Raw genomic sequence first — 25,311 nt, 5'->3', positions numbered from 1 at the left:
AATGATCCGTATCCCAAAAATTTTCGCATCTGGACGCCGACGACTGGGGGCTCGCGCCGCCACCGCGTTGGCGGTGACCCTGGCAGCGGCACTGGTGACGGTGGGGGTGATCGGCGCGAAGGCTGCCCTTCCCTATTTCAGCGACCACCGGTCACTGTGCGCGGAATTCACCGACGCGGTAGGGCTCTACCCCGGGAACCTGGTGAAGATGCTAGGGATCGAGGTGGGCGAGGTCACCGCGGTCACGAACGAACCCGACCACGTCCGCGTCGATTTCACCATCACCAACGACGTGGAGCTGCCGGCCGACGTCGGTGCGGTCACCTACTCTCAGTCAATCGTCACCGACCGGCACGTCGAGCTCACCAAACCCTACGACGGCGGGCCCACGTTCTCCGAGGACCATTGCATCGGCCTGGAATCCACCAAGACCCCGATCGGCGTCAGTGAAACCTTTTCCGCACTAGGCAAACTCAGCGATGAACTGCTCGCCACCGAACCGGGACAGGACCCCGGGCAGGCCCCCGGGGTCAAAGCTCTCAACGACACCCTGTCTGCGGCCAGCCGCTCGCTGGACGACACCGGACCGATGCTCAACCAGACGCTGCGGGATCTGGCCACCATGCTCGGCGACCCCTATCGCGCCGATGCCGACTACCGCCGGCTGTTCGAGAACGCTCAGGTGCTGACCTCCGGGTGGCTGAACCACTGGGACACCTTCACCACGCTGGTGCAGACGCTGCCGGATACCACCGACCTGATCACCGGCCTGTCGGACAACTTCGCGTCGGCCTTGGAGCATCTCAACCACCTGCTGCCGATCCTGCTGGAGGCGCTGGACCGGTACGCGCCGCGCGTCTACCACAACATCAGCGGCAAACTGGTGCCCTGGATCAGGGACCTGCTCAACGCCTATACACCGCACATCGTCAGCTTTATCGGCACCCTGCCGCAGATGACGAACTGGCTGGCCGATATCTACGAGCCGGCCTGGGGCACCCACAACATCACCTACATCCCGCCGCGAGTCGCGATCTCACCGTCGCAGGCCAGCGCCATCTGCAGCAACCTGCAGTCCCGCAACGTGCCCGGCAGCGACAGTGCGTGCGCCCCGGGCACCGCGTCGGATCCGGTAACCCTCGGCTTGACCGATCTCATCATGGGGGCGGCGCTTTCACCATGACACGATTTTCCAAACATTCCGCCGCGCGGGTCGCAGGTGCGCTGCTGGGCGCCCTGCTGGTCGGGCTGGCCCCCGCCTGTTCACTCGATCCCACCCGGCTGCCGGTGCCCGGAGCATTTCAGCCGACCGACAAGTACACCGTCGGAATCGAGTTCTCCAGCGTGTTGAACCTGCCGGCGCGCGCGAAGGTCGAATCCGGCGGCGTACAGATCGGCGTGCTCGACCGGGTGGAGCTCATCGACGACACCGCGGTGGCCTTCGTGGACATCTCCGGCGACATCGAATTGCCCCAGAACATCCGGGCGGAACTGCGCCAAGCCACCATCCTCGGCGACATCTACATCGCCTTGTTCCCGCCAGACGAGGCCGCCCCCACCATGCTGCGGGCCGGAGACCTGGTCCCGCTGAAGAACACGGTTCCCGCCGATAACGTCGAGGACGCGCTGCGCTCGGCGTCGAACCTCGTCGCAGGCGGCGCGATCGGCACCCTGCAGCAAAGCGTCCTCGATCTCAACCGGGCCTTTCCGAAGGACTCCGGCGAGCTGGTCCGGGTCAAAGACAAGCTCAGCGGGGTCCTCAGCGACCTGGCGGCCAACCAGGTAACGATCAACGACATGTTGAGCAGCATGGAGAACATCAGCAACAGCTTGACCTCCAACACCACCACCTTCGACCGCCTGGTCACCGAGGGGCCGGCCAAACTCGAAGGGCTCTCCGCAGTGATCCTCAGCGTGGTTCAACTCGTCGTCGACGCCCGCGGGATCGGTGACTACGGCGGCGAACTGCTCAACCCGATCATGCCCGACCTGATGCAGATGCTGTCCTACATCTCCCCGTTGGTCGCGACCGTCGGCACCGCCGACACCACCATTCCGGTGGTCGCCGACAAGCTGGTCGGTCTGGTCCGCGACAAGCTGATCCCGTTCTTCGGCAACGGCGGACCGAAGTACACCGTCTCCGACATCCATGCGCCCGACGGGTCCTTCGGGATCAGCCCGAGCCCCTCCGCCGACGACCTGATCCGGGCGATGCAGACGATGGGGTTGATGCCGTGAAATTCAGTCCGGGCATCACGTTGCTGGTTTTGGCCGCCATGGCGCTGACCGGGACCGGGTATATGGCGATCGGCGTGCTGGATCTCAAACCGACCCAACCCCGTACCCGGGTGACGTTGATGCTGGACACCTCCGGGGGGCTGTTGCAGACTTCGCAAGTGACCATGCGTGGGGTGGCGGTCGGCCGGGTCACCGGCATCCGGACCCGCGGCGACGGCCTGGCCGTCTCTATCGATTTGGACGCCGACCATCCTGTCCCAGCCGACAGCGCGATCACCGTGCAGAACCTTTCGGTGGCCGGCGAGCAGTTCATCGACTTCGCACCCACTGTCATCGCCCCGCCGTACCTGACGGATGGCGTGGTGATCCCCGCCGACCGGGTGGCGCCGACCGTCACGGTCAGCGCCCTGCTGGCCAAACTGGAGGCGCTGTTCACCGCGCTCAACCCCGACGACCTGCACACCATCGTCAGCAACGTCGCGGCATCACTGACCGACAACGACGAGACTCTCGATGCGCTGGCCACCACCTCCGGGCTGTTCGCCGGGATGGTCCACGACGACCGCGAGCAGTTGGCCACCATGTTCGACAACCTGTCGACGCTGACCACCGGGATGGACGAGCTGAACGTCAAGGAGGCCTTCAACCGAACCGGCACCGCGCTGCCGTCGGCCATCCCGGCGTTCGTCCGGCTGATCCACTCCTTCGAAGAGATCTCCTACGTCGGTCAAGGCTTGGGCAGCGACCAACCGGTCGCCGAGTTGGTCACCGAGATCGACCAGTATCTCGAGGATCTGTCCGGCCCGCTGGGCACGTTCGCGACGGTGCTGCAGCCGGTAACCGCGCCGTTGCGCGATGTCAAGGTCGATTCCGGGCATTGGCTCGATTTCTGGGAGTCGACGTTCAACGACTCCGGCGGTCTGCGGGTGCACCTGTCAGTACCGGAGTGGCACCAGCCGTGAGCACGAGGAGGTTGGGATGAGCGGTAGGGTCGACGCGATGGACGACAACGACCCCGACCAACCCGACGGCGGCGCCGCGGAGCCGCTCGAGGCCACCGAGACGTCCGAGGCGGCTACCGCGGCCGAGGAGGCCGACGACGGGGCCTCGGCCGGGTCCGACGCGGCCGAGACCGACGCCGAAACCGACGACTCCGAAGACGTCGAGAGGACGTCCGAAAACGGCACATTCCGCGGTCGGTGGTGGCGGCGGCCTGCGGTCGCCGCGGCGGCCCTGGTTGCGATCGCCATTCTCGCCGCCGCCGGGGTGGGAATCGTCAAATTCCGCAGCACCGCCAACGAGCTGGCCCGGCTACAGCAGAGCGAAGCAGACCGCGACGCGGTGTTGGAGGTGGCCCGCGACTACGCGCAGCGCTCGCTGGACTACAGTTTCGAGAACCCGGAGGAGTTCTTCAACGCGGTCGAAGAGAATGTGTCCCCGACGTTGAAGCAGAAGTTCGTCGATGCCACCGAGTTCCTCACCGGGGTGATGCGTCAGGCGCAGGTGTCCTCCACCGGTGAGGTGGTGGCCGCAGACGCGTCGGCGCACTCCGGTGACCTCTACGAGGTCGTCGTCTCGGCGTACCAGACCACCCGCAACCTGCAGAACCCGGAGCCGCGGGTGTCGGTGATCCTGTTGCAGATCACGGTCAACCGGGTCGATGACGCGTGGCAGGTTTCCGACATCGGCCCGAAATCGGGCACTCACACCGCCCAGGACGGGGCCACCGGTCTGCCCGATCTGGCCGGCGATCCGTCCTCCCCGTCGAAGCCCCACCCTTCGCCTGGTCCCGGCCGTTGAGAGAACGGGCCGCGAGCGTCCGGCCCGGGCGTCGTCCTTACCGGCGGGCAGCCGCAGTGACAGCGGCCCGGCGGCGGCGCTCCCGGGCCGGATCGATCCACTCGTATTCGCCGGGTTTGATCCCCCGGGTTTCCAGCCAGTACCGCCAGGTGAAACCGGACCACAACGTGCGGTTGTTGCCGTGCTCGTCCATGTACCAACTCTGGCAGCCCCCGGTGTTCCACACCGAATGGCGCAGCTTGCGTTGCAGTTCGGCGTTGAACTTGTCCTGAGCCTCCCGGCGCGGCGCGATCGCCTCGACGCCGACCCGGTCGGCGGCTTTGATGGCGTCGGCCACGTAGTGGATCTGCGATTCGATCATGAACACCACCGAGGTGTGCCCCAGCCCGGTGTTGGGCCCCAACAGGAAGAAGGCGTTGGGCATCCCGGCCACGGTGATGCCGCGGTGGGCGGCGATCCCTTCCCGGTCCCACCGCTCGCCGAGATCCTCCCCGTCGCGGCCTTTCATCGTGATGTAGCGGTAGGAGTCGGTGACATGGAATCCGGTCGCGTAGATGATGACGTCCACCGGCCGCTCCCGGCCGTCAACGGTGATGATCGCGTCGTCGGTCACTCGTGCGATGCCCTCGCTGACCAGTTCCGTCTTGGGATTCTCGATCGCGCCGTAGTACTCGTTGGAACCCAGCAGCCGCTTGCAGCCCGCGCGGTAATCGGGGGTCAGCTTACGCCGTACCTCCGGATCGGAGATCTCCCGTCGGATATACGCCTTTCCGAGCATCTCAACGGCTTTGAGCAGTCCCGGTCGCCGGTTGAGTGCATAGGCCCCACCTTCGGCGCCCCAGTACAGACCGGAGCGGAACGCGGCGCGCAATCCCGGAATTCCGGAGAAGGCGCGTTTGACTAACCCCGGAAAGGCGATGTTGTTGCGGGGCAAGACCCAAGCCGGCGTGCGTTGGTACAACTGCAATTCGCCGACGGTATCGACGATCTCGGGCACCAACTGGATGGCGCTTGCACCGGTGCCGATCACCGCGACACGTTTTCCGGTCAGGTCGACGTCATGGTTCCATTCCGCGGAATGGAAGGCAGCGCCGGAGAACTGCTCGACGCCCTCGATCTCGGGGATGCTCGGGATGTGCAGCGCCCCTGCACCGGAGATCAAGAACTGTGTGATGTATTCCTGGCCCGACTCGGTGAACACGTGCCAGCGGAACTCCTCGTCGTCCCAGTGGGCCTGCTCTACCTTCGCGTTGAAAACGATGTTTTTCCGCAAGGCGTACTTGTCGGTCACCGCGCGCAGGTAGTCGAAGATCTCCGGCTGATAGGACCACAGATGCTTCCAGTCCGGCTTGGGCTCGAAGGAGAACGAGTACAGGTGGGCCGGAACGTCGCAGGCGCACCCCGGATAGGTGTTGTCCCGCCAGGTGCCGCCGATGTCGGCAGCCTTCTCCAAGACCACGAAGTCAACCCCCTGCCGCTGCAGGGCGATCGCCATGCCCAGGCCGGAGAAGCCGGTACCGATGATGACCGCTCGGGTCTCGATGGGCCGCCTAGCGGTGTCGCCGCTGCGGTCGGTGTCCGGTACCGCCGGTGCGGTGGGGGTAGCCATGTCAGCGGGTCCGCCTCTCGTTGGGGGGCTGAATTGAGATCGGCGCGGACTCGGGTGGCACCGACCGGGTCGACATTAATATGCTACTTCGAGTACCCAATACTGGCTGTATTGGATACTCGCCGAATAGTAACCGCCTACCGTGGCCCCGGCAAGGCCCGAATCCGGACCAGACACCGCGGCTACAGGGTATAGCCCATACGGCCAGTACTTGGTACTGTGTGTATGGTCTATGTTGTTCGCTTCTCGAGTCGGGAGAGTTATGGGTCACACCGCCGCCGCACCGCTCCGGCCGGCCAGAGCCGACACCGGCGCGCCGACCCCGGGCCGCACCGAGCGTCCACTCGGCGGCACCGAGACGATGTTCGCGATATCGGGCACCGCCATCACCTACTACGCCCTGGTCACCGGGGCGCTAGACGCATCGGTCATGCAGCGCGCCTTCGATAGGCTCGCCCACCACAACCCGGTGCTATTCGCGTCGATCAGCGTCGAGGGCCAGGAGTTCGTACTGCGTCGCGGCTGGCGACGGGCCCTGCCGTTCTCGGTCGGCGCCGGCGATCCCCGACAGTGGTTCAGCGGCTGGTCCCAGCCGGTGGATCAGACGCGTGACCTGGCCCGGCTGGATATCGTCACCGACGACCACGCCACCGCGATCGGTCTGACCGTGCATCATGCGATCGCCGACGGCCGCGCCGGATTCGCGTTGCTGGGTGAACTGTGGTCGCTCTACACCGACCTGCTGGCGGGCCGACACGTCGACCGCCCCGTCCGGGCGTTTCCGCGCCCGCTGGAGGCGGTGGTTCACTCCAGCGCCGACCAGGCCGGGCAACCGGCAGACCCCTACGACGTCGCGGCGTTCACCGACCTGCCCCGGTCGGCGCTGACCGGGGCGACGTCAGTCCAGGGCCAGTTCACCCTCGAGCTCACCGCCAGGCAGACCGCGACGCTGCGCGACGACGCTCGGTCGAACGGGGTTACCGTCCACGCTTTGCTCAGCGGAACGACGCTGGTCGCCGAACGCTCCCTCATCGACGGCGACGGGCCGGAGTTGCTGCTCACTTCCTCGGCGGTCGACCTGCGCGCGGCCCTGCCCACCCCGATGGCTCCGCTGGACGGCACCAATATCATCGCGGTCCTTCCGGATGCGATCGTCGTCGATCCCCCCACCCGGCCGGCCGAGGCAGGCCGCGCGGTCGTCGACCGGATCAACGCCGAACGCACCAGCGCCACGCTCCCGGCCCGCAGCCTGCTCGGGCCGATCGACCTGAACCTGTTGCTGGGGGCCCCGCCGATGTCGTTCATCACCAACATCGGTCGGGTGCCCGCAATGGCGACCCCGCCCGGCACCGAGATCACCGATCTACGGTTTGCCTTCCCCAACCAGATCACCAAGAGCCTCACCTACGTGGTGACCGGCTGGCAGGACCGGCTGCGCATCGATGTGCTGCATCCCCTGCTGGGGTTGCCGCCAGCGCGCGCCGCGGAACTTCGCGCCGCGCTGGCCACGCTGCTGGGCGCCGGTCCGACCGGCTCGGGTTAGCCGCCGGCGCAGGACTGACGGCTAGCGATCAACTGCTGCCGAGCAAGCATCAGATCATCGGCCAAACTCGCGTCGCGGTAAGGATTGGTGCCGTTGACGTGGTCGGCCACCGTGCTGGCCCGCAACCGCAGGTCGACCGCCGCCGGACTGGTCAACCCGGACAGCAGGCTCGCTGAGGTCTGGATCCGGCTGCCGGCGTTCGGCGGCATGTCGGCACCCAATGACAGCAGATCCAGCGACTGCTCGATCCGATCGGCCGCCGGCAGTATGACGTCACACTCGGGGTCCCGCGCTTCAGCAACCGCCGCAGGCGACAGCATGGTTGCCGCCACGACCAGCCCACTGACCACGATTCGTCCACGCATTGGCCTTGGTCCTCCCAGCTCCCACCGGATCGCCGGACTCCGTCAGAACACGAAACGCCTGGCTGCGGGGATGCTCGATTCGTCTTCGGGCGGGCTCTCCCAGGACGCTACAGCGAATAGACCACGCCGGTCATTCGTTCCGACTCCTCCCAAAGCCGCCGCCACAATTCACGGTCCCGCGACAACCGGCTCGACGGCGCGGCCCGCACCGGCCCGCGCGCCTGCAGAAAACCGGTGGGTCCCCAGTAACGGGTCGGATCGGCATCGGGAACGGTGGCCGCGAGCAGCATCGACTCTGCCGCCTGTTGCGGCGGGTGTCCCACCAGCCGGGCCCCCTGTTTGGCAACAAGATCGAAGACGGTCTCGGTCCGAGTGAACAGGTCGGTACCCGAGACGCCGGGATGTACCGCATAGGACCGTTTCTCCGATCCGGCGGCCTCCAATCGTCGCTGCAATTCACGGGCGAACATGAGATTCGCCAGCTTGGACTGCGCGTAGGCCAAATTGCGTTGGTAGCGGCGGTTTTCGTAGTTCAGGTCATCGATCCACAGTTTCGGGGTCTGACGATGGGCGATGCTGGCCAAGGTCACCACCCGGTCGCTGACCTTGTCCAGCAGCAAACCCGTCAAGGCGAAGTGCCCGAGGTGGTTCACCCCGAACTGCGTCTCGAACCCGTCCTTGGTGCGACTGAACGGGATGTTCATCAGCCCGGCGTTATTGATCAGGACATCGCACTCTGTTTGACCTTTGGCAAACGCGCGGATGGAGTCGAGGTCGGACAAATCCAGTTCGGCGACCTGGACATCGCCGGGGATGGTATCGGCGACCTGCTGCGCTTTTTCGCGATTACGACACGCCATCACCACGCGCGCGCCCTTCTCCGCCAGTATCCGCGTCGCAACCTCGCCCAGACCGCCGTTGGCGCCGGTCACGACGATCGTCCGTCCAGTCTGATCCGGAATCTGTCCCGGGTGCCAAGCCATCGCCCTCACCTCATCATGTTTCGTGCTAACAGGTCACGCATTCGACGCGCGCCCTCGCTGACCCAAACCTACGGCTTGGTGGCGATCACCGTCTGCGCCACCCCTTCAACGCGTTGGACGACATCAACAAAGCCGAGTTCGCCGACATAATCGGTGATCTCCGCCCGGTGAAACCAGCGCATCCCGGTCACCGCTCCCAGCGCAGCGCCACTCAGGTCTCTGCTATCACCGCCCGGGCGTAACGTCGTCAACAGCACCATACGGCCCCCAGGTTTGAGCACCCGAGCCATCTCGCTGATCGCTTGAAACGGTCGGTTGATCAGATACAGTGCCGCCAGGCAACTCACCGCGTCGGCCACACCGTCGGCGAACGGCAGGTTCTCGGCGTCGCCGCGCAGATATGCGATGGTCGGGCCGGAGTTGTCGGCGACCGCTCGCCGCAGCATCGGTTCGGACGCATCCACCCCCACCGCCAACCCGCGACTCACCCGACCACCGAACCACCCCGTGAAATTTCCCGGGCCACAACCTATATCAAGGACTGTCGAGTCGCCGCGCAACTGGAGCCAGTCGGCGACCTGAACGCGGTCACCCTCGCGCCCCGGCGCTTTGAGTCCACTGGCCACCCGGAAACCCAGAGGCCGGAGAATCTGGTATTGCGCGGAGTAGAACCTGGTGCGCATCAGCCGTTGGGTGAGTGTGCGCACCGGCGGGGCGTTGTCGATGAGGGTGTCGAGATAACCGACGTCCGACAACACCGCCCGATCGCGGTGCCGCTCACCCAACAGTGCCATCAGCCGCTCATCGGCAGGCGCCGGCGCCACCCCGGCTGTCATGCGGCACCCTTGTCTGCGGTGGCCAGCACGTAGTCGGAGTGCCGGGCTCCCAGCCGGAATCCCAACGGCGTGAACGTGTACCGCAACAGCGGGTTGACGTGATTCATGTCGGGATCGCGAAGCCGGCGACGCAGGAATTTACCCAACGGCGGATACACATCCGCGGTGATCGGCTGCACGTGGGCGTTGAGGAAGCCGATGTCGCGAAGAAGGTCACGGTATCCGCGCGTGTCGGCCGCCTGCCGCACCGCACCCCGTGACGCCTTGCGCCATCCTCGCGCCGCCACTTCGGCCCGGGCCAACGCGGTCAACGGGGTGCGTTTGGGGATAATGTCGGCGGTGACCAGCCGACCCCCCGGCTTGAGGACCCGCAGCGCCTCAGCGAAGAACTCGACCCGGGATGGGAAGTGAAATGCCGACTCCAGGGCCACCACCTTGGTGCAGGACTCGTCGTCAAACGGCAATTCGGTCGCGGAGGCCTCGACGTAGCTGATCCGCTTGCCCAGTCGTGCCGCCGCCACCCGTCGGGTCGCGATGTCGATCTGCTCGGCCGCCAGGTTTACCCCGGTGATGCGCTTGGGCTTGAATTCCTTGGCCCACAAGATGTCCTGGTCTCCGTACCCGGGACCGCAGTCGACCACTAGGTCGGTCGGCCCGAACTCCGCGGCACGGGCCACTAGGCGCGCGAGTTCCCGGCTCGCCTCATCGAGGGTCTCCGGGTTGTTGGCCCAGTAGCCGAAGTTGATGAACAGCGACTCCTCACCGAACAGGTTCTGCGGCCCGATGATGTCGTAGATCTGACCGGTTTTCGGGCCGGACGACGGATTCAACCCGACCTTGGCCATCCGGCCCCATTCGTCGACCCATCGGCGCATCCGCGCCGCCGGCGACTCGTCGTGAAAGGGCTGCACGATGGCGGTCATGGACTCCCCGATCTCCAGTGGGCTCGGCACGCTACCCCATTACCGTAACAGTTAGTACCCAGTACCGAAAGTACGCTTACCCGAGGCTGGTCGTTTTGGCGCCGTAGCGCCCGACCCCCGGCGCCAGTCGGCTCATCAGATACTGCGCCCGCGCCTCCACAGTTACCGGGACGACGTCCTTGTCAGCCCGGACCGCCTTGACGATCTGCTTGGCCACCTTCTGCGGACCGTAATGGCGCAGCCGGTAGGCCCGGTCGACCTGCGCGAGCTTCTTGGCGGCCGCCTCATCGGAGAGCCCGGAGACCACGGTGGACCGCACGATGTTGGTGTGCACCACCCCGGGGCAGATCGTGCTCACCCCGACCCCGGAGGACGCCAACTCGGCGCGCAAACAGTCGGAGAACATGAATACCGCCGATTTGCTGGTGGCGTAGGCGCTCAGCCCCTGGGCGGGGGTGTAGGCGGCCATGCTGGACAGGTTCACGATGTGCCCACCCAGCCCACGCTCCGCCATCGCCGGGCCGAACGCACGACAGCCGTACACCACCCCGTAGAGGTTGATGTCGAGGACCCGCTTGAAATCCTCGGGCGGGGTAGCCAGAAACCGCCCGGCTTGGCCGATCCCGGCGTTGTTGATCAAGATGTCGGGCACTCCATGGCGCTGCATCACCTCGGCGGCGTGCGCGGTGACCGCCGCCTCGTCGGCAACGTCCACCTGGTAAGGGTGCGCGGTGCCACCGGCCTCGGCTATCAGAGCGGCGGTCTCCTTGGCGGAGGCCAGGTTGGTATCGGAGAGCACCACCTCGGCGCCGTCGCGCGCGAACGCGAGCGCGGTCTGCCGGCCGATTCCGCTGCCGGCCCCGGTGATGACCATCAGCTGATGCTCGAAGGGCTTGAGTGGTGTGCCCATCTCGGCGCGGCGCAACCCCCGAGCCGGCGTGTTGCCGGCGAGCGCATCGATCAGTTCGGTCGTCGCGGTGGCCAGCAACTCCGGATGTGAGAATGCCAGCCAGTGCCCACCGCGCACGATTCTCCGCCACACCCGCGGCGCCCATTTCGGTTCGTCGTCGTAACCCGACCGGCGGACCGCCGGGTCCCGGGTTCCCACAATCACCTGGACAGGCACCCGGGTGAACCGCTCCCGACGGGAAACCAGCGTGCGCAGCGACATCACGGTGGCGCGGTAGATGCGCAGCCCGTTGCCGATGTCCTGCTGAAAGGTCGGGCCGAGCAGAATCCGGTCTTCGCCGGCCCCTTCACGCCGGGCCAGCTGCCGGCGCCACCGGTCCGGCGTGGCCGCCAGCCGGAGCGCGAGCTTCGGCACCACCGGAACCATCAGGGTGAACATGTAGCTCAGCGAACCCACCTGGGCCAACACCAGTGCCAGGTTCTTCGGTGTGGGACGGCGCAGCCGGCTGCGCGCCCACATCGCCAGGTGCGCGGTGCTCGGTCCGGAGACCGACGTGAACGACGCCACCCGGTGCTGGTGGGCCGCATCGCAAACCAGCTCCCACATGGCAACGCTGCCCCAGTCGTGGGCCAACACGTGGACCGGCTTATCCGGGCTGACCTCATCGATGACCGCGCGGTAATCCCCGACCAGGGCCTCGAGCGCGAAGTCGCGGTAGCTTTTCGGGTTTGTCGATCGACCGTGGCCGCGGTTGTCGACAGTCACTACCCGGAACCGCTCGGCCAGCAGCGGCACGACATTGCCCCACATGTGGTGGGAGTCGGGCCACCCGTGCAACAGCACCACGGTCTCGCCGTCGGGGTTGCCCTGCTCGTAGACGGCGATCTCGATGTCGCCGTTGTGCACGGTTCGCTCGATCACCGGTGCGGCACCGGTTTCGGTGTCAGACTGCGTGGTCGAGGCGGTCGGCGTGGTTCCCATATGACTCCATCGATTGTGTGTGGATTCACAACGGACAACCGGTATCGTGTACCGACTGTCACAGGATGTCAATATCTCTGCCAACAACCGTCGGGAGTGGCTCACGTGTCGGAATCGCGGTCAGCACCGAGAACAGCCGAATCGACCGGCCAACGGCGAGGGACCCCGCCGACCCGCCGGTTCCCGGGAAGGTGCGGCATCCTCGTCGCCGCCGCGGTCACGGTCGCGCACCTGGCCGCCCCCGCCGCCGGCGCCGACGCGGCGCTGCCGCCCTGTCCGAGCACCGCGGTGATGCTCAACCCGGAGGCGACCGGGCCGCACAACGACTGCCGGGCCGGTACCGGCGATCGGGCGAATCTCTCCCTCGACGTCACGTACTGGGCGCCGGATCCCGGTGAGCAGCCGCGCGCGGTCAAAGTCGTCGTCACCGACGGCGCCGGGGAGGTGGTGCAGACGATCAACGAAATGCTGCAGCCGTCGAGCCCCGGCCCGGTCGGCCTGCAGGACCTCGACGGCGACGGCCGCAACGAGGTGATCATCCCGATGGACCGCTACTCCTCCAACGGCAGCCCCAACACCCGGTTCTCGGTGTGGCGGGCCGATGGCGACGGCAACCATTTCGAACGCACCCAAATGGTCGGGCAAGCGGTCTATCCCAGCGGGGACGGCTATGTCGTCAGCAACGCCGGGGCACTGACCAGCCGCGATCTGACCTTTTACCTGCCGACCCGTGCTGGGTTCACCCTGGTCGTGGTGTTGACAATCGCGGCAGAACAAGTTGACCAGGAGACCGGCCGGGTTCTCACCGTGAGCTGCCGCGCCCACCAGGAAGACGGCCTGCACGCGGTCGGCATGGACGTCTACCAGGCCGAAGACACCTTCTGCGCATCCCCGGCTGCGAACGCGATCTGGCCGGGCGCCCAACGGATCTCGATACGGCCCTGGCCCCGCCCGGGCCAGTGACCATGCGCAGCCCGGAAGACAGGGCCCGCAATCACATCTCGATGCCGAACCTACCCGCCACGCCACGGCCTAACCGGTACAGCGGGGCGCCGATGTCTTCGTAGCGTGGTCCGATCACCCGAGGGATCGCGTCGAAGACCCGCGCATCCGGCCCGATCAGCACCCGTGGCTTGTTCTTCTCCACCCCGCGCAGGATGATCCGCGCCGCCGAGTCCGCTCGGGTGATCGCGATCAGATCGAAGCCTTTGCGGATCTGCTCACGATCGGCGTCAGCGGGCACCCCACGAGCGTTGACCGCGATGTTCGTCTTGATGCCGCCGGGATGCACACAGGTGACCCCGACCGGATACTTCGCAGCCCGCATCTCCTGGCGCAGCGCCTCGGTGAAGCCGCGCACCGCGAACTTCGCGGAGTTGTAAGCGCTTTGGGACGGAATGCCCATCAGTCCGAACACCGACGACACGTTGACGATGTGCCCGTCTCCGGACGCGATCAGATGCGGCAGGAATGCCTTGGTTCCGTAGGTGACACCCCAGAAGTTGATCCCCATCAACCATTCGAAGTCGTCCCACTCCATGTCGATGACATCCGCGCCCAACGCCACCCCGGCATTGTTGAACACCAGGTTGACCTGGCCGAAGCGGTCCATGACCTCGTCGGAGTGGGCGTAGACCGCAGGGCGGTCCGCCACGTCCAGGCCGAATGAGACCGCCTGCGCTCCCAGCCTTTCGCACCGCTCGGCGGTCTCGGCAACCGCGGCGGTGTCGATGTCGGAGAGCGCCAACCGAGCGCCGCGCTCGGCGAGTTTGACCGCCAGGCTGCGGCCGATACCCGAGCCTGCGCCGGTGATCACGGCGACCTTGTCAGTGAAGTTCTTCATCGCGTGGTGTGCCTTCCTGATCAGAACATCGGGTTACGCGCCGAGGCCGTCGGCGGCCCCCGACACCCGTTGGGATTCTGCCCATCACGGCGTCCGCAGTCGCCGATCCGGGTCACCCTACCCTGTGGATCACCGGCAGAGCCTTACAGAGTGACGCATCAGTCCGATTATTTAGACACGCGCCGAGCCGATCGGCGGCCATGCCTGGTCGGCGACCCGGCATGGCCGGGCTCAAGTGGGCGCGATTGCCGGACTGATAAATCAGTCCGGAACTCCAGTGCCCTTGGCAACGCCTGCCGGCGCAGGTAACGTGACCAACGTTAGCCGTACATCCAGTACTTGATACTCAAAGTTTGGGAAATGGAGCCCCCTGATGGTTGACCAGGACACGACGCAGCGGCCCCTCCGCGCCGCGCGGGGTCGCAGCTACCCCAAAGTCCGGCGGATCCGGTTCGGGTTCGGCGACGACGACTCCTACGGCAAATATTTCGTCAACGACGACATCGTGTTCAGCCACTTCGTCGCGGGGTTGTCCGGAGCGTTCCCGCCCGGCGAAGAATCGTTCATCCGGTCGGTGCGCCGGTTCGCCGACGACATCAGCGATCCGGTGCTCAAGAAAAGGGTGGTCGGGTTCATCGGCCAAGAGGCCATGCACGGCCAGGAGCATCGTCGCCTCAACGAGAAACTGATCGAGAAGGGCTACCCGATCGGGTGGTGGGATTCCGAGACGCTAAAAGACCGCCAGATTCGCGCCGAGACGCGCCTGCCGGCCCGGGTGCACCTGGCGATGACCGCGGCCGCCGAGCATTACACTGCGGTACTGGCCGAACGAGTCCTGTCCAGCGACGAGATCCAGCGCATTCCCGGCGAACCGGAATTCTGGAACCTGCTCAACTGGCACGTGCTGGAGGAACTCGAGCACAAGTCGGTCGCCTTCGACGCCTACCGCGCGGTTGGCGGCACCGAGACCATGCGGATCGCCGTGATGGCGGCCCTCTACGTCTTGACACTGCCGGTCAGCCTGCTGTCGTTGGCCGCCTCGTTGGCGCAGGATCCGGTCGCGCGGCGGCAACCGGTGCGACTGATCCGTGAGGCCTACTCGCTGGCGCGGGGGCCGGTATTCCGCGGCATCATGGGCGAGTTGGCGCGGTATCTGAAACCGGGCTTCCACCCCGATGACATCGACACCGACGACTTGCTGGAGCGATGGCAGGCGGAGCTTTTCGGCACCGACGGCCAGCTGGTCGATCACCTCAAATGACCGCACGCACAAACTCCCGCTCGAGAGGAACAAACCCATGACCGCTCAACCCGCACCGACCAGTGCGTACCCGAAGGTGCGGCGGATCCGGTTCCCCTTCGGGAAGCCCGAGCCGATCAAGCGCCATTTCGTCGAAGACAACATCGTCATGAGCCATCTGGCCGCACTGCTGTCCGGTGGATTCCCGCCCGGCGAAGAGGGGTTCATCCGGTCGGTGCGCCGCTTCTCCGATCAGATCACCGACCCGGCGCTGAAGAAGCGGGTGGCGGGGTTCATAGGCCAGGAAGCGGTGCACGGCCAGGAACACCGCCACCTCAACGACCAACTGATCGAAAAGGGCTATCCGCTCGTTCGTCTCCTCACGTTCGGCCCTGACAGCAAACGGCAGAAGGCCTGGGAGGGCGGCCAGAATCTGCTGCCCGCCTCCGTGCACCTGGCGTTCACCGCTGCCGCCGAGCATTACACGGCAACGGTCGCCGAGCGGGTATTCAGCGACGAGTTTCAAGCGATCCCGATGACCTCCGAGGTGCGTAACCTGCTGAATTGGCACGCGATGGAGGAGTTGGAGCACAAGTCGGTGGCGTTCGACGTCTACCGCGCCGTGGGCGGGCCAGAATGGATCCGCATCGGGGTGATGGCCGTCCTGTACACCGTGATGTTCCCGTTCCTGATCGTCGCGGTGTTGCTGTCGATCGCGACCGACCCGAGCGGATGGCGCCCGATCCGGGTGCTGCGGGAGACCATCGGGGTGTTCCGCGGGCCGCTGCTCAAGGGCCTACTACCGGACCTGCGCAAGTACATGCGGCGTGGCTTTCACCCCGACGACATGGACACGACCGCCCTGTTGGACGAATGGCAGCAGAAACTCTTCGGTGAGCGGGGTGTTCTCGTCGACCATTTGAAATAGTGTGACCGCGAGGAAGAAACCCTCGCCACGCTCGGAGCCCCAATGCGACGGTGCCCGCGACCACTCCGGTCGCGGGCACCGTCGTTCTACGCCGGGTTCGCGGCTCCGGGGCATGAGCGTCTGATCTCCGTGCGGGCCGAGCCGAACAGCGGACGGATCATGTTCCCCGATTCGCCACCCTCGACACCAGGCACAAGCTAAGGTTCCGGTCACCACGTAGGACGAATGACGAGTCAGTCACTTAACCAAATCCATGCGCGACCAGGAAGAACGCCGCCGATGACAGTTGTTCCACGCGTACGGTGCGCCTCGTCGGCAGCCAACGGCACCACCGCGAGGAGCACCCGTTGACGACCACTGGAGCCGGTGGCCGCTCGGCGATCGGCGAGATCGTCGACTGGAGCCGGCGCTACGTGCTCAACCATCCGTTGACCGCCCTGCGCACCCTCGGCGGGCAGATGGTGATGGGGATCCGGGCGGTCCAGTACCTGTTCTACGACCTGTTCCGTGGCCGTTTCCAACTCGGCGAGTTCATCGAACAGGCGGCGTTCATGGCGGCCACCGCGTTCGCCCCGACGGTGCTGGTGACCATCCCGATCGGGGTGACGCTGTCCATCCAGTTCTCCCTGCTGGCCGGGCAGGTCGGCGCCACCTCGCTCTCCGGTGCGGCTACCGGGTTGGTGGTGATCCGCCAAGGAGCCCCCCTGGTCGCCTCACTGCTGTTGGCGACCGCGGTCGGTTCGGCGGTCTGCGCCGACCTGGGCTCGCGCACGATGCGCGAGGAGATCGAGGCGATGGAGGTGATGGGCATCTCGCCGCTGCGGCGCATGGTGGTGCCGCGACTGGCCGCCCTGATCCTGATCGGGGTGCTGCTCACGGGGGTGACCAGCTTCGTCGGTTACATCGCCGGCTACCTGTTCAACGTCTACATGCAAGACGGCACCCCGGGTTCGTTCATTGCGACGTTCGCGTCGTTCGCCACCGTCGGGGACCTGATGCTGGCGTTGGTCAAGGCGGTGGTGTTCGCGGTGATCGTGGCCACCATCGCCTGCCACAAGGGCCTGGACACCCGCGGCGGTCCGGCGGGTGTGGCGAACTCGGTCAACGCCGCCGTCGTCGAATCGGTGCTGCTGTTGATGATCGTCAACGTGGTGATGAGCCAGCTCTACGTCATCGTCTTCCCGAGGCAGACGTTATAGCCATGGCGACTCCGAGCACCTATCAGATCCCCGGCTACCGGTCGGTGCGCGCCGGCGCCTACGCGGTCGGCGAGTCGGTCGGTAAATCCGGCCATATGGTGTACTTCTTCGTCCAGGTCCTGACGTCGCTGCCGGTGATGCTGCGCTATTACCGCCGCGAGATGCAGCGCCTGCTCTCCGACATCTCTTGGGGCAACGGCTCGATCGTCGTCGGCGGCGGCACCGTCAACGTCGCCGCGGTACTCGGTATCACCGCCGGGGCGCTGGTGGCCGTGGAAGGCTACAACGCGCTGAACCTGTTGGGCCTCGGGCCGGCCACGGGCCTGATCTCGTCGTTCGCCACCACCCGCGAGCTCGCGCCGATCATGATCGCGATGGCGTTCATCGCCCAGGCCGGCTGCCGGTTCACCGCGCAACTGGGCGCGATGCGCATCAACGAAGAGGTCGACGCCATGGACGCGTTGGCGATCAACCCGGTGCCCTACCTGGTCACCACCCGGGTCATCGCGTCGGTGATCGCGGCGGTGCCGCTGTTTTTGACCGCGCTGGCGTTGGCGTATCTGGCCTGCGAGCTGGTGAGTATCACCGCGGGGCAGTCGACCGGGTCCTATCTGCACTACTTCTCGCTGTTCATCAACAGCCGCGACGTGGTGTTCGCCACCATCAAGGCGGTGGTGTTCGTGTTCATCTCCTCGACGATCCAGTGCTACTACGGATTTTTCGCCAGCGGCGGGCCCGCCGGGGTGGGCGTGGCCGCCGGGCGGGCGATGCGTTCGAGCGTGACCGTGGTGATCATCGTGAACATGTTGTTGACGATGGCGTTGTGGGGCGTGGAATCCGGCGCCAGGTTCGGCGGGTAGCGCGATCACCGGAGACACCTATGCCGAACCCCTTCGACGTCAACCCCCGCAGCCCGTCGCTGCCGCGCCTGATCGTGGTCGGCACCTGTTTCATCGTGGTCGCAGCGTTGGCTTCGGTGGCGATGGTGGCGAAATCCAAGGGCCGCTTCGACAATCTGGTGCGGATCACCGTCGAGCTGGTCAATATCGGCGACGGGCTGCCGGCCCGTTCGGATGTGAAGTTCCGCGACGTTCTCGTCGGTTCGGTCTCCGATGTCACTCCGTCGCGCCACGGCGACCCCAACCTCGTCCATGTCGACCTCAAACCCGCCTACGCCGCCCGCATCCCGAACACCGTGACCGCCCGGGTGATCCCGACGAACGTGTTCGCGGTCTCGGCAGTGCAATTGGTCGACAACGGCCCCTCCCCCGACAGCCTGCACACCGGTTCGCTGGTGCGCGAAGACGACACGCTGCCGACTGTGCTGTTCCAGAACGTGTTGGCCAAGTTGCGCGAGCTTTTGGCCGCGGTCGGCCGCAAACCCGACGGTCAGACCGTCGGGGTGTTCGCCGCGCTGGGTGAGGCCACCCACGGTCGCGGCAACCAGCTCACCGACGCCGGCCACGACCTGATCGAGGTGTTGACCCAGTTGAACACCGTGGTGAGCCCGGATGCCACCGGGCCGTCGACGCTGGCCGCGCTCACCGACGCCGCCGCCGGGCTGCGCGACGCCGCCCCGGATTTGTTCGACGCGTTGGACGAATCGATCGGCCCGATGCGCACCCTGGCCGAGAAACGCAGTGCCATCACCGGGTTTCTGGCCGGCGGGCTGAACACCACCGGCATCATCGGCGGGGCGTTGGACAACCAAGCCGACAGGATCATCACGATCAGCAACGAGCTGACCCCGACGCTGGGTGTGCTCGCCGAACACTCCGACGAGTTCCACGGAGTCTCCAACCGCCTGCAGGTCCTGGCCAACAAGTTCTACGACGAGGCCTGGGATCCGGAAGGCAACATGCTTATTCTCAAGGCGGCGGTCGCGTTGACCCCCAGCCGCACCTATGTGCGTGCCGACTGCCCTCGCTACGGCGAGTTGGAGGGGCCGAGTTGCCAGACCGCCCCGGAGACCCCGACCGCCCCGGACCTGTATCCGTCGCTGGATTCGGTGGATGCGTCGGTGCCGCCCTACGTCACCGAGAACCGCCCCAACCTGACCCCACCGCGGCACTCGATGCCCGACGACCCGCAGGGCCCGCCGGCCCCGCCGCCGCCTCCGGGTGTGCTGCCCCCGCTGGCGCCGGGTTCAGCACAGCTTCCCGACGGGTCACCGCCGTTCCCGCCACCTCCGCCGCCACCGGGCGCAGCGGCGCCGGCCTCATTGATCATCGGCGGCAACGTCGGTCCGGTGGGCAGCGAGGCCGAGGCCGCCCAACTCTCCCGGATCACCGGGGCGCCGGTCAGCGTGGCCACCCAGCTGCTATTGGGCCAGATCACCCGCGGGATGACCGTGCACCTGGTGTCCGACACCGGAGGTGAACGGTGAGGCGCTATCGCAAATCGCTGATCGGGCTGTCGTTGTTCACGGTGCTGGCGGTGGCGATGACCTGGATGGTCTACGCCACCTTGCAACGCGAGATCGCCGGGCCCACCAAGACCTACACCGCCACGTTCACCGACGTGCTGGGCATGGCGCCCGGCGACGACGTGCGGGTGGCCGGGGTCCGGGTCGGCCGGGTGGACCGCATCGACCTCGACGAGCCGACCGCCCCCGGTGAGACACCGATGGCCACCGTGACGTTTCGGGTGCTCGCCGACCAGGTGCTCTACAGCAACACGTTGGCGTCGGTGACCTATCAGAACGTCATCGGGCAGCGCTATCTCGGGCTGTCCGCCGGCGCCGACGAAGCGGGCCCGCCGACCGTGCTGCCCGACCGGGGCAACATCCCGGTGGCGAACACCAACCCGTCGTTCGACATCTCCTACATGTTCAACGGGTTCGAGCCGCTGTTCACCGAGCTGGATCCGGAGCAAGTCGACAACCTCACCGACGCGCTGATCCAGGCTTTCCAAGGCGATTCCACCTCGGTGCTGGTGTTGACCACCCAGGCCTCGATGCTCGCCGAGACGTTGGCCGGACCCGACCAGGTGCTCGGCGACCTGATCGGCAATCTGAACCTGTTGATGACCAGCCTGGCCGAGCAGAACACCCAGCTGCAGACCATGATCGAACAATCTCGCCAGGTGATGGCCGAACTGTCCGGGCGGCGCGACGAACTGGTCAGCTCGGTGGGCTCGATCAATGCGACGGTGGGCCGGCTGGCCACCATCGTCGACGCGATCACCCCCAACGTGCAGGAGTTCATCGCCCGCAAACCCGGGTTCCTCGACTACGGTCTGCACGACGGGCGGGAACGGTTCGCCTACATGGCCGCCAATCTGCCGTTGCTGCTCAAGGGGATCTCCCGGATTTTCCAAGAGGGCGCCTACCTCAGCGGCTACCCGTGCGACATCGATTTCACCCTGTGGCGCGGGTTGTTCTTCTGGTTCCGCGCCTTCGTCGCCGCCGCCACACCCGGCGACGACACCGAGGCCCTCCACACCCCGATGTGCCGATGAGGAGGCCCAGACCGCTGATGTTGCCGAAGTCCCTGATGGCTCGGATCCGTCATCACACCCGCCCCCTGGAGTCCTACAACCAGATCTGGCTTGGCTCGGTCGGTTTGGTCGTCATCGCCGTCGTACTGGCCGCGGTGGTGCTCTACGGAAACCTCAACGTCGGCACAACCCGCTACCACGCCGAGTTCGCCCAAGCCGCCCAGATCAGCAAGGGCAACCAGGTCACCGTCGCCGGCATCCAGGTCGGCACCGTCGAGGGAGTGCGGCTCGCCGGCGACCACGTCGTGGTGACGTTCACCGCGCGTAACGGGATCCACGTCGGTCAACACAGCCGTGCCGCAATCAAACTCACCACCATCCTGGGCTCCCGGTATCTGGAGCTCACTCCGGTCGGCACCGACGGGTTGGCCGACCGCACCATCCGACTGGCCAACACCGAGGTCCCCTACGATCTGCAGAAGACCCTCGCCGGCGCCACCAGCACCTTCGAACCGCTCGACGCCGAGCAGGTCGTCGAATCGGTGACGACGATGAACCGCACCCTGCAGGGCTTGCCCGAGGCACTCCCGGAGGCGCTGGACAACCTGCAGTCCTTGGCGGACATCATGGCCGACCGGCGCGGCCAGATCGGCACCCTGCTCACCAACGCCGACAGCTTGACCGCGATGCTGCGTAACCAGAAAGCCGACCTCGGGGTGCTCGTGTTGCAGGGACGCGACCTTCTCACCGAGATCACCACCCGCCGCGAAGCGGTACAGCGACTGTTTTCCAGCGCCACCACCCTGGTGGACCGGGCGCAGACGATCCTCGATGACGACCCCGAAATCCGTGCCCTGATCGACAACCTGAGCGAATTCACCACGATGATGCACGACCACGACGCGCTGTTGCGCAGCATCCTGCAGGCCGCACCGATCACGGTGCGCAACCTGGCCAACGCCACCGGAACCGGCAACGCCATCGAACTCAACGCTCCGGCCGGGCCGTTCATCGACTCGTGGATGTGCGCGATCTCCGGGCGCGCCACCCAGTTCAACCTGGTCGAATACTTCAAGGACTGCGGATGAGCCGGCGGATGCGGATCCTGGTGACCGCCGCGGTCGGCGCGACCGCGGCCGCGGTGGTCGCCGCGTTGGTGTTGGTGCCGAAGGTGGTGGACCGCCACATCACGGTCACCGCCTATTTCGACGATGTCGTCGGCCTCTACGAGGGCAACGGCGTGTCGGTGCTGGGCATGCAGGTCGGCAAGGTCGATGACATCCGCGCCGAGGACGGCCATGTCACGGTGACCCTGTCCATCGACCGTGACGTGGACATCCCGGCCGACGCCCATGCGGTGACGGTGTCGAATTCGATTCTCACCGACCGTCATGTCGAACTGACCCCGCCGTATCGGGGTGGGGCGACGCTGAAGAACGGTGACGTGATCGGCCCGAAACGCACCCACACCCCGGTGGAGTTCGGCCGCACGTTATCGATGGTCGACAAGCTCGGTAAGGCACTGCACGGCGACGACAAGGGGCAGGGCCCGCTGGGCGATTTGGTCAACCTCGGGTCGGCGGTGACCGCCGGCAACGGTGAGCAGATCAAAACCACCCTCGACAAGCTGTCTCAGGCGCTGCGGGTCGGCGCGGACAAAGGCGCGCAGAGCAAGGAGAGCATCCAGAACATCGTCACCGCCGTCGCCGAACTGGCGCAATCCGCCAGTGACAACGACGCCCAGATCCGCGACTTCGGTTCCAACCTGCGTCAGCTCAGTGACATCCTCGCCGAGGAGGATCTCGGCTCGGGAACCACCGGCGCCAAACTCAACCAGGTCCTCGACCAGGCGACCCGGCTGCTCAACGACCGCCGCGACGCCTTGCACGACGCGCTGGGCAACGCCGATGACATCACTGCGACGCTGGTCGACTTCCGCCGCGAACTCGCCGAATTCCTCGATGTGGCACCGATGACCGTCGACAACCTCTACAACATCATGGACCCGGTCGCCGGCAGCATGCGGGTGCATCTGCTGGTCGACAAGGTGATCATGAACGGCCAGCTCGCCAAGGAGATGTGCAACTTGATGGGGCTCAAACAACTCGGCTGCGCCACCGGGACGCTGCAGGACTACGGGCCGGATTTCGGGATGACCGAGATGCTCGATCTGATGCAGAACGGGATCAGCGGTACACCATGACCTCGAGTAGCTGTGGACGCAAAGGAGCGGGCATGCGACGGCTGCGCCGGATCGCACACGGCGCGTTGGCGACCGGGCTGGCGGTGTTGCTGGCCGGCTGCGCCGCCGGCCTTGACAATGTGCCGCTGCCCGCCCCCGGCGCCACCGGACCGAGTTACCGGCTGACCGCGGTCTTCTCCAACGCGTTGAATCTTCCGACCAAGGCGAAGGTGAAATTGTTCGGCGCCGACATCGGCGAGGTCGACGAGATCCGAGCCCGCAACTTCACAGCAGAGGTCACCATGCGGATCCGCTCGGATGTGCCGCTGTATGACGGGGCGACCGCCGAGTTGCGTTCGGCCACACTGCTCGGCGATGTGTTCGTCCAGATCCGTCCCGACGCCGATCAGCCCGCCGACGCCGCCCGACTGCACGACGGCGACGTGATCGGCCGCGACTTCACCGCAGCGGCCCCCACCGTCGAGGAACTGCTCAACTCGATGGCCATGCTGGTCAACGGCGGCACGATCGGTTACCTGGTCAAAACGACCAACGGCGCGGGCAAGGCACTCGGTGGGCGCGGCGAGAAGGTGCAGACCCTGCTGGAGCAGACCCGAACCCTGTTGTCGCGGCTGACGGCACGATCGGAGCAGCTCGACACCGCGCTGCGCAACACCTCGCAGATGGCCGCCGCCATGGCGGCGCGCCGCGACACTCTCGCCGACTCGCTGGCCAACGCCGCACCGGCGATGGCGGTCATCGCCGACAACACCACCCAGATCACCGATCTGGCCAATCGGGTCGGCCACATCAGCGACCAGTTGGCCCGCTTCCCGTCGATCGCGGGTACCGACACCCGCAGTCTCACCGCGGACCTCAACACGCTCTCGGCGGTGGTCAACGACATCGCCCTGGACCCCGAGCTGTCGCTGTACGCGTTCAACCGGCTGCTGGGCATCCTGATCAAAACCACCAACTCCACCGCCGGGCACGCGCGGACCGTGGTGTCCAAACTGACGCTGGCCCCGTGGCCGGACCTGAACTACCCGGGCGACCCCGGGTTCCACTGGACCGACGGCACCGACTGGCATCAGATGATCGGCAGCCTGCGCTACGAGTGGAATGTCTTGCTCAACAACATCTACGGGGCCGGCCGATGAGCGCGCGGGTGTCGATCGCCGAACGCGGCGCACGACTGCTCGTCGACACGGTGCGTTTCGTGGTCCGTCGACGTTTGCTCGTCTCGGGGATCGGGCTGGTCGCGCTGCTGCTGGTGACGTTCTCCTACGTGGCCGTCGGCGCTTTGGGCATCAACCCGGTGGCCACGACGATGGCCGTGCGTATTCAATTGGAGCAGTCCGGGGGGTTGCTGGCCAACCAGGATGTGACGGTGCGGGGCATACCGGTCGGGCGTATCACCGCGATCAACCTCACCGAGGACGGGGTCGAGGCGGTCACGGCCATCAAATCCGATGTGCGTATCCCTCTCGACAGTCCGGTGCACGTCTCCGGACTTTCCGCCGCCGGGGAGCAGTTCCTCGATTTCCGCCCCGGTCACGGCGGTGGCCCATTTCTGACCAACGGGTCGGTGATCGACAAGGAGCAGACCTCGATCACGGTGTCGTTGCCGCAGATCATCGACGACAGCCGCGGTGCACTGGCCCAACTCGACACCGACAAGCTCAATGCCCTCTTCAGTGAGTTGCGGGTGAGTCCTGCGGCCCCGGAGAAACTGGCGGCCATCTTCGACGGCGCCTCGTTTTTGGCCAGCACCCTCGCCGGTGTGCTGCCGGAGACCGTCAGCCTGCTGCGCACCAGCCAGACGGTGCTGACCACCTTCGCCGATGTCAGCCCCGGCCTGCTGCGCACGTCGATGAACCTGCAGGGCATTCTCGCCGGCGTCAACAGAATGGACCCGGGCTTTCGCACCCTGGTCGACCGGGGCAACGGACAGCTGGCGCTGATCGACGAATTCATCGCCACCAACCGGGAGAACGTGGTGCAACTGCTGGGCAACCTCACCAGCGTCTCCCAGCTGCTGTATCAACGGATTCCGGCGCTGGAAAATCTCTGACGGCCCGACCACGGCCCCCTGATCGACCGGATCTCCTCGATCATGCACGACGGCGGGATCTGGGGCATCGGCCAGGCGTACCCGCGGTACGCCTGCGATTACAACCTGCCGCGCCATCCACCCACCCAGGCGGACTTCCCCGAACCCTATCTGTACACCTACTGCGACAACCCCGACCCCTCGGTGTTGATCCGCGGTGCGCGCAATGCCCCCCGTCCC

At 66.2% G+C, this 25,311-nt stretch carries 23 protein-coding genes; 16 read left to right on the top strand and 7 right to left on the bottom strand.

Annotated elements, in window-relative coordinates; translation table 11 throughout:
- Position 1: 1 nt before the first annotated feature.
- The 4 genes from B8W67_RS09475 to B8W67_RS09460 are packed head-to-tail and all read left to right on the top strand — an operon-like array spanning position 2 to position 4,038.
- A complete protein-coding gene (locus tag B8W67_RS09475; RefSeq protein ID WP_085303673.1) occupies positions 2 to 1,183 on the top strand; it encodes an MCE family protein in 1,182 nt (393 codons plus the stop codon).
- On the top strand, positions 1,180 to 2,238 hold the full coding sequence (locus B8W67_RS09470; RefSeq protein ID WP_085303671.1) for an MlaD family protein: 1,059 nt from the start codon (positions 1,180 to 1,182) through the stop codon (positions 2,236 to 2,238). Before B8W67_RS09475 ends, B8W67_RS09470 begins: the two co-directional genes overlap by 4 nt.
- Entirely contained in the window at positions 2,235 to 3,200 is a 966-nt protein-coding gene (locus B8W67_RS09465; RefSeq protein WP_069391852.1) for an MlaD family protein, read from the top strand. Before B8W67_RS09470 ends, B8W67_RS09465 begins: the two co-directional genes overlap by 4 nt.
- Positions 3,201 to 3,216: 16 nt before the next feature.
- The gene (locus B8W67_RS09460; RefSeq protein ID WP_133056088.1) at positions 3,217 to 4,038 is read left to right on the top strand and encodes a hypothetical protein; all 822 of its coding nucleotides are present in this window, start codon (positions 3,217 to 3,219) and stop codon (positions 4,036 to 4,038) included.
- Positions 4,039 to 4,075: 37 nt separating this feature from the next.
- Here B8W67_RS09460 and B8W67_RS09455 read toward each other — a convergent pair whose 3' ends face one another.
- On the bottom strand, positions 4,076 to 5,647 hold the full coding sequence (locus B8W67_RS09455; protein WP_085303669.1) for a flavin-containing monooxygenase: 1,572 nt from the start codon (positions 5,645 to 5,647) through the stop codon (positions 4,076 to 4,078).
- 262 nt (positions 5,648 to 5,909) lie between these two features.
- On the opposite strand from B8W67_RS09455, the gene B8W67_RS09450 reads away from it, so the two are divergent.
- Entirely contained in the window at positions 5,910 to 7,190 is a 1,281-nt protein-coding gene (locus B8W67_RS09450; protein WP_085303667.1) for a phthiocerol/phthiodiolone dimycocerosyl transferase family protein, read from the top strand.
- Here the strand turns inward: B8W67_RS09450 and B8W67_RS09445 are convergent.
- From B8W67_RS09445 to B8W67_RS09425, 5 genes are all read right to left on the bottom strand, one after another.
- Complete coding sequence (locus tag B8W67_RS09445; protein WP_085303665.1) at positions 7,187 to 7,555, bottom strand: hypothetical protein; 369 nt, start codon at positions 7,553 to 7,555, stop codon at positions 7,187 to 7,189. The two genes, B8W67_RS09450 and B8W67_RS09445, sit on opposite strands and share 4 nt — an antisense overlap.
- A gap of 107 nt (positions 7,556 to 7,662) precedes the next feature.
- Positions 7,663 to 8,538 (bottom strand): oxidoreductase, encoded by an 876-nt coding sequence (locus B8W67_RS09440; protein ID WP_085303663.1) that lies wholly within the window; start codon positions 8,536 to 8,538, stop codon positions 7,663 to 7,665.
- Between the two features lie 68 nt (positions 8,539 to 8,606).
- Positions 8,607 to 9,374 carry a class I SAM-dependent methyltransferase gene (locus B8W67_RS09435; protein WP_085303661.1) on the bottom strand — a complete coding sequence of 256 codons (768 nt, stop codon included), beginning with the start codon at positions 9,372 to 9,374 and terminating at the stop codon, positions 8,607 to 8,609.
- A complete protein-coding gene (locus B8W67_RS09430; protein WP_085303715.1) occupies positions 9,371 to 10,297 on the bottom strand; it encodes an SAM-dependent methyltransferase in 927 nt (308 codons plus the stop codon). The genes B8W67_RS09435 and B8W67_RS09430 overlap by 4 nt, the downstream gene beginning before the upstream one ends.
- 76 nt (positions 10,298 to 10,373) lie before the next feature.
- The gene (locus B8W67_RS09425; protein ID WP_085303659.1) at positions 10,374 to 12,188 is read right to left on the bottom strand and encodes an SDR family oxidoreductase; all 1,815 of its coding nucleotides are present in this window, start codon (positions 12,186 to 12,188) and stop codon (positions 10,374 to 10,376) included.
- A 291-nt stretch (positions 12,189 to 12,479) separates the two neighbouring features.
- On the opposite strand from B8W67_RS09425, the gene B8W67_RS09420 reads away from it, so the two are divergent.
- Entirely contained in the window at positions 12,480 to 13,151 is a 672-nt protein-coding gene (locus B8W67_RS09420; protein ID WP_372507459.1) for a hypothetical protein, read from the top strand.
- A gap of 31 nt (positions 13,152 to 13,182) precedes the next feature.
- Here the strand turns inward: B8W67_RS09420 and B8W67_RS09415 are convergent, their stop codons facing one another.
- Positions 13,183 to 14,031 (bottom strand): SDR family NAD(P)-dependent oxidoreductase, encoded by an 849-nt coding sequence (locus B8W67_RS09415; RefSeq protein ID WP_069391859.1) that lies wholly within the window; start codon positions 14,029 to 14,031, stop codon positions 13,183 to 13,185.
- Positions 14,032 to 14,404: 373 nt separating this feature from the next.
- On the opposite strand from B8W67_RS09415, the gene B8W67_RS09410 reads away from it, so the two are divergent.
- From B8W67_RS09410 to B8W67_RS09365, 10 genes are all read left to right on the top strand, one after another.
- Complete coding sequence (locus B8W67_RS09410) at positions 14,405 to 15,292, top strand: metal-dependent hydrolase (protein ID WP_085303657.1); 888 nt, start codon at positions 14,405 to 14,407, stop codon at positions 15,290 to 15,292.
- Between the two features lie 37 nt (positions 15,293 to 15,329).
- On the top strand, positions 15,330 to 16,199 hold the full coding sequence (locus B8W67_RS09405; protein WP_069391861.1) for a metal-dependent hydrolase: 870 nt from the start codon (positions 15,330 to 15,332) through the stop codon (positions 16,197 to 16,199).
- A gap of 347 nt (positions 16,200 to 16,546) precedes the next feature.
- Positions 16,547 to 17,398: an MlaE family ABC transporter permease gene (locus B8W67_RS09400; protein ID WP_234806714.1), complete on the top strand. Its 852-nt coding sequence runs from the start codon at positions 16,547 to 16,549 to the stop codon at positions 17,396 to 17,398.
- 2 nt (positions 17,399 to 17,400) lie between these two features.
- On the top strand, positions 17,401 to 18,258 hold the full coding sequence (locus B8W67_RS09395) for an ABC transporter permease (protein ID WP_069391862.1): 858 nt from the start codon (positions 17,401 to 17,403) through the stop codon (positions 18,256 to 18,258).
- Positions 18,259 to 18,278: 20 nt separating this feature from the next.
- Positions 18,279 to 19,784 (top strand): MlaD family protein, encoded by a 1,506-nt coding sequence (locus B8W67_RS09390; protein WP_085303655.1) that lies wholly within the window; start codon positions 18,279 to 18,281, stop codon positions 19,782 to 19,784.
- A complete protein-coding gene (locus B8W67_RS09385) occupies positions 19,781 to 20,857 on the top strand; it encodes an MlaD family protein (protein ID WP_084228671.1) in 1,077 nt (358 codons plus the stop codon). Before B8W67_RS09390 ends, B8W67_RS09385 begins: the two co-directional genes overlap by 4 nt.
- A 17-nt stretch (positions 20,858 to 20,874) precedes the next feature.
- On the top strand, positions 20,875 to 21,924 hold the full coding sequence (locus B8W67_RS09380) for an MCE family protein (RefSeq protein WP_069391864.1): 1,050 nt from the start codon (positions 20,875 to 20,877) through the stop codon (positions 21,922 to 21,924).
- The gene (locus tag B8W67_RS09375) at positions 21,921 to 23,039 is read left to right on the top strand and encodes an MCE family protein (protein ID WP_069391865.1); all 1,119 of its coding nucleotides are present in this window, start codon (positions 21,921 to 21,923) and stop codon (positions 23,037 to 23,039) included. The genes B8W67_RS09380 and B8W67_RS09375 overlap by 4 nt, the downstream gene beginning before the upstream one ends.
- A gap of 32 nt (positions 23,040 to 23,071) precedes the next feature.
- Positions 23,072 to 24,178 carry an MlaD family protein gene (locus B8W67_RS09370; RefSeq protein WP_069391866.1) on the top strand — a complete coding sequence of 369 codons (1,107 nt, stop codon included), beginning with the start codon at positions 23,072 to 23,074 and terminating at the stop codon, positions 24,176 to 24,178.
- The gene (locus B8W67_RS09365; RefSeq protein ID WP_085303653.1) at positions 24,175 to 25,092 is read left to right on the top strand and encodes an MlaD family protein; all 918 of its coding nucleotides are present in this window, start codon (positions 24,175 to 24,177) and stop codon (positions 25,090 to 25,092) included. The genes B8W67_RS09370 and B8W67_RS09365 overlap by 4 nt, the downstream gene beginning before the upstream one ends.
- Positions 25,093 to 25,311: the final 219 nt, after the last annotated feature.

The organism is Mycolicibacillus koreensis (assembly GCF_002104795.1).
In the GTDB taxonomy this organism is placed as follows: Bacteria; Actinomycetota; Actinomycetes; order Mycobacteriales; family Mycobacteriaceae; genus Mycobacterium; species Mycobacterium koreense.
The sequence above is the reverse complement of the archived record's forward strand: the minus strand, read 5'-3'. Positions and strand labels throughout refer to the sequence as shown.

Bases quoted from the DNA above. Each gene is read 5' to 3' on its own strand.
- B8W67_RS09380 (WP_069391864.1), top strand. From the start codon at position 20,875: ATGTTGCCGAAGTCCCTGATGGCTCGGATCCGTCATCACACCCGCCCC.
- B8W67_RS09425 (WP_085303659.1), bottom strand. From the start codon at position 12,188: ATGGGAACCACGCCGACCGCCTCGACCACGCAGTCTGACACCGAAACC.
- B8W67_RS09450 (WP_085303667.1), top strand. From the start codon at position 5,910: ATGGGTCACACCGCCGCCGCACCGCTCCGGCCGGCCAGAGCCGACACC.
- B8W67_RS09390 (WP_085303655.1), top strand. From the start codon at position 18,279: ATGCCGAACCCCTTCGACGTCAACCCCCGCAGCCCGTCGCTGCCGCGC.
- B8W67_RS09440 (WP_085303663.1), bottom strand. From the start codon at position 8,538: ATGGCTTGGCACCCGGGACAGATTCCGGATCAGACTGGACGGACGATC.
- B8W67_RS09445 (WP_085303665.1), bottom strand. From the start codon at position 7,555: ATGCGTGGACGAATCGTGGTCAGTGGGCTGGTCGTGGCGGCAACCATG.
- B8W67_RS09415 (WP_069391859.1), bottom strand. From the start codon at position 14,031: ATGAAGAACTTCACTGACAAGGTCGCCGTGATCACCGGCGCAGGCTCG.
- B8W67_RS09430 (WP_085303715.1), bottom strand. From the start codon at position 10,297: ATGACCGCCATCGTGCAGCCCTTTCACGACGAGTCGCCGGCGGCGCGG.
- B8W67_RS09410 (WP_085303657.1), top strand. From the start codon at position 14,405: ATGGTTGACCAGGACACGACGCAGCGGCCCCTCCGCGCCGCGCGGGGT.
- B8W67_RS09460 (WP_133056088.1), top strand. From the start codon at position 3,217: ATGAGCGGTAGGGTCGACGCGATGGACGACAACGACCCCGACCAACCC.
- B8W67_RS09395 (WP_069391862.1), top strand. From the start codon at position 17,401: ATGGCGACTCCGAGCACCTATCAGATCCCCGGCTACCGGTCGGTGCGC.
- B8W67_RS09420 (WP_372507459.1), top strand. From the start codon at position 12,480: ATGCTCAACCCGGAGGCGACCGGGCCGCACAACGACTGCCGGGCCGGT.
- B8W67_RS09405 (WP_069391861.1), top strand. From the start codon at position 15,330: ATGACCGCTCAACCCGCACCGACCAGTGCGTACCCGAAGGTGCGGCGG.
- B8W67_RS09365 (WP_085303653.1), top strand. From the start codon at position 24,175: ATGAGCGCGCGGGTGTCGATCGCCGAACGCGGCGCACGACTGCTCGTC.
- B8W67_RS09455 (WP_085303669.1), bottom strand. From the start codon at position 5,647: ATGGCTACCCCCACCGCACCGGCGGTACCGGACACCGACCGCAGCGGC.
- B8W67_RS09435 (WP_085303661.1), bottom strand. From the start codon at position 9,374: ATGACAGCCGGGGTGGCGCCGGCGCCTGCCGATGAGCGGCTGATGGCA.
- B8W67_RS09375 (WP_069391865.1), top strand. From the start codon at position 21,921: ATGAGCCGGCGGATGCGGATCCTGGTGACCGCCGCGGTCGGCGCGACC.
- B8W67_RS09470 (WP_085303671.1), top strand. From the start codon at position 1,180: ATGACACGATTTTCCAAACATTCCGCCGCGCGGGTCGCAGGTGCGCTG.
- B8W67_RS09370 (WP_069391866.1), top strand. From the start codon at position 23,072: ATGCGACGGCTGCGCCGGATCGCACACGGCGCGTTGGCGACCGGGCTG.
- B8W67_RS09475 (WP_085303673.1), top strand. From the start codon at position 2: ATGATCCGTATCCCAAAAATTTTCGCATCTGGACGCCGACGACTGGGG.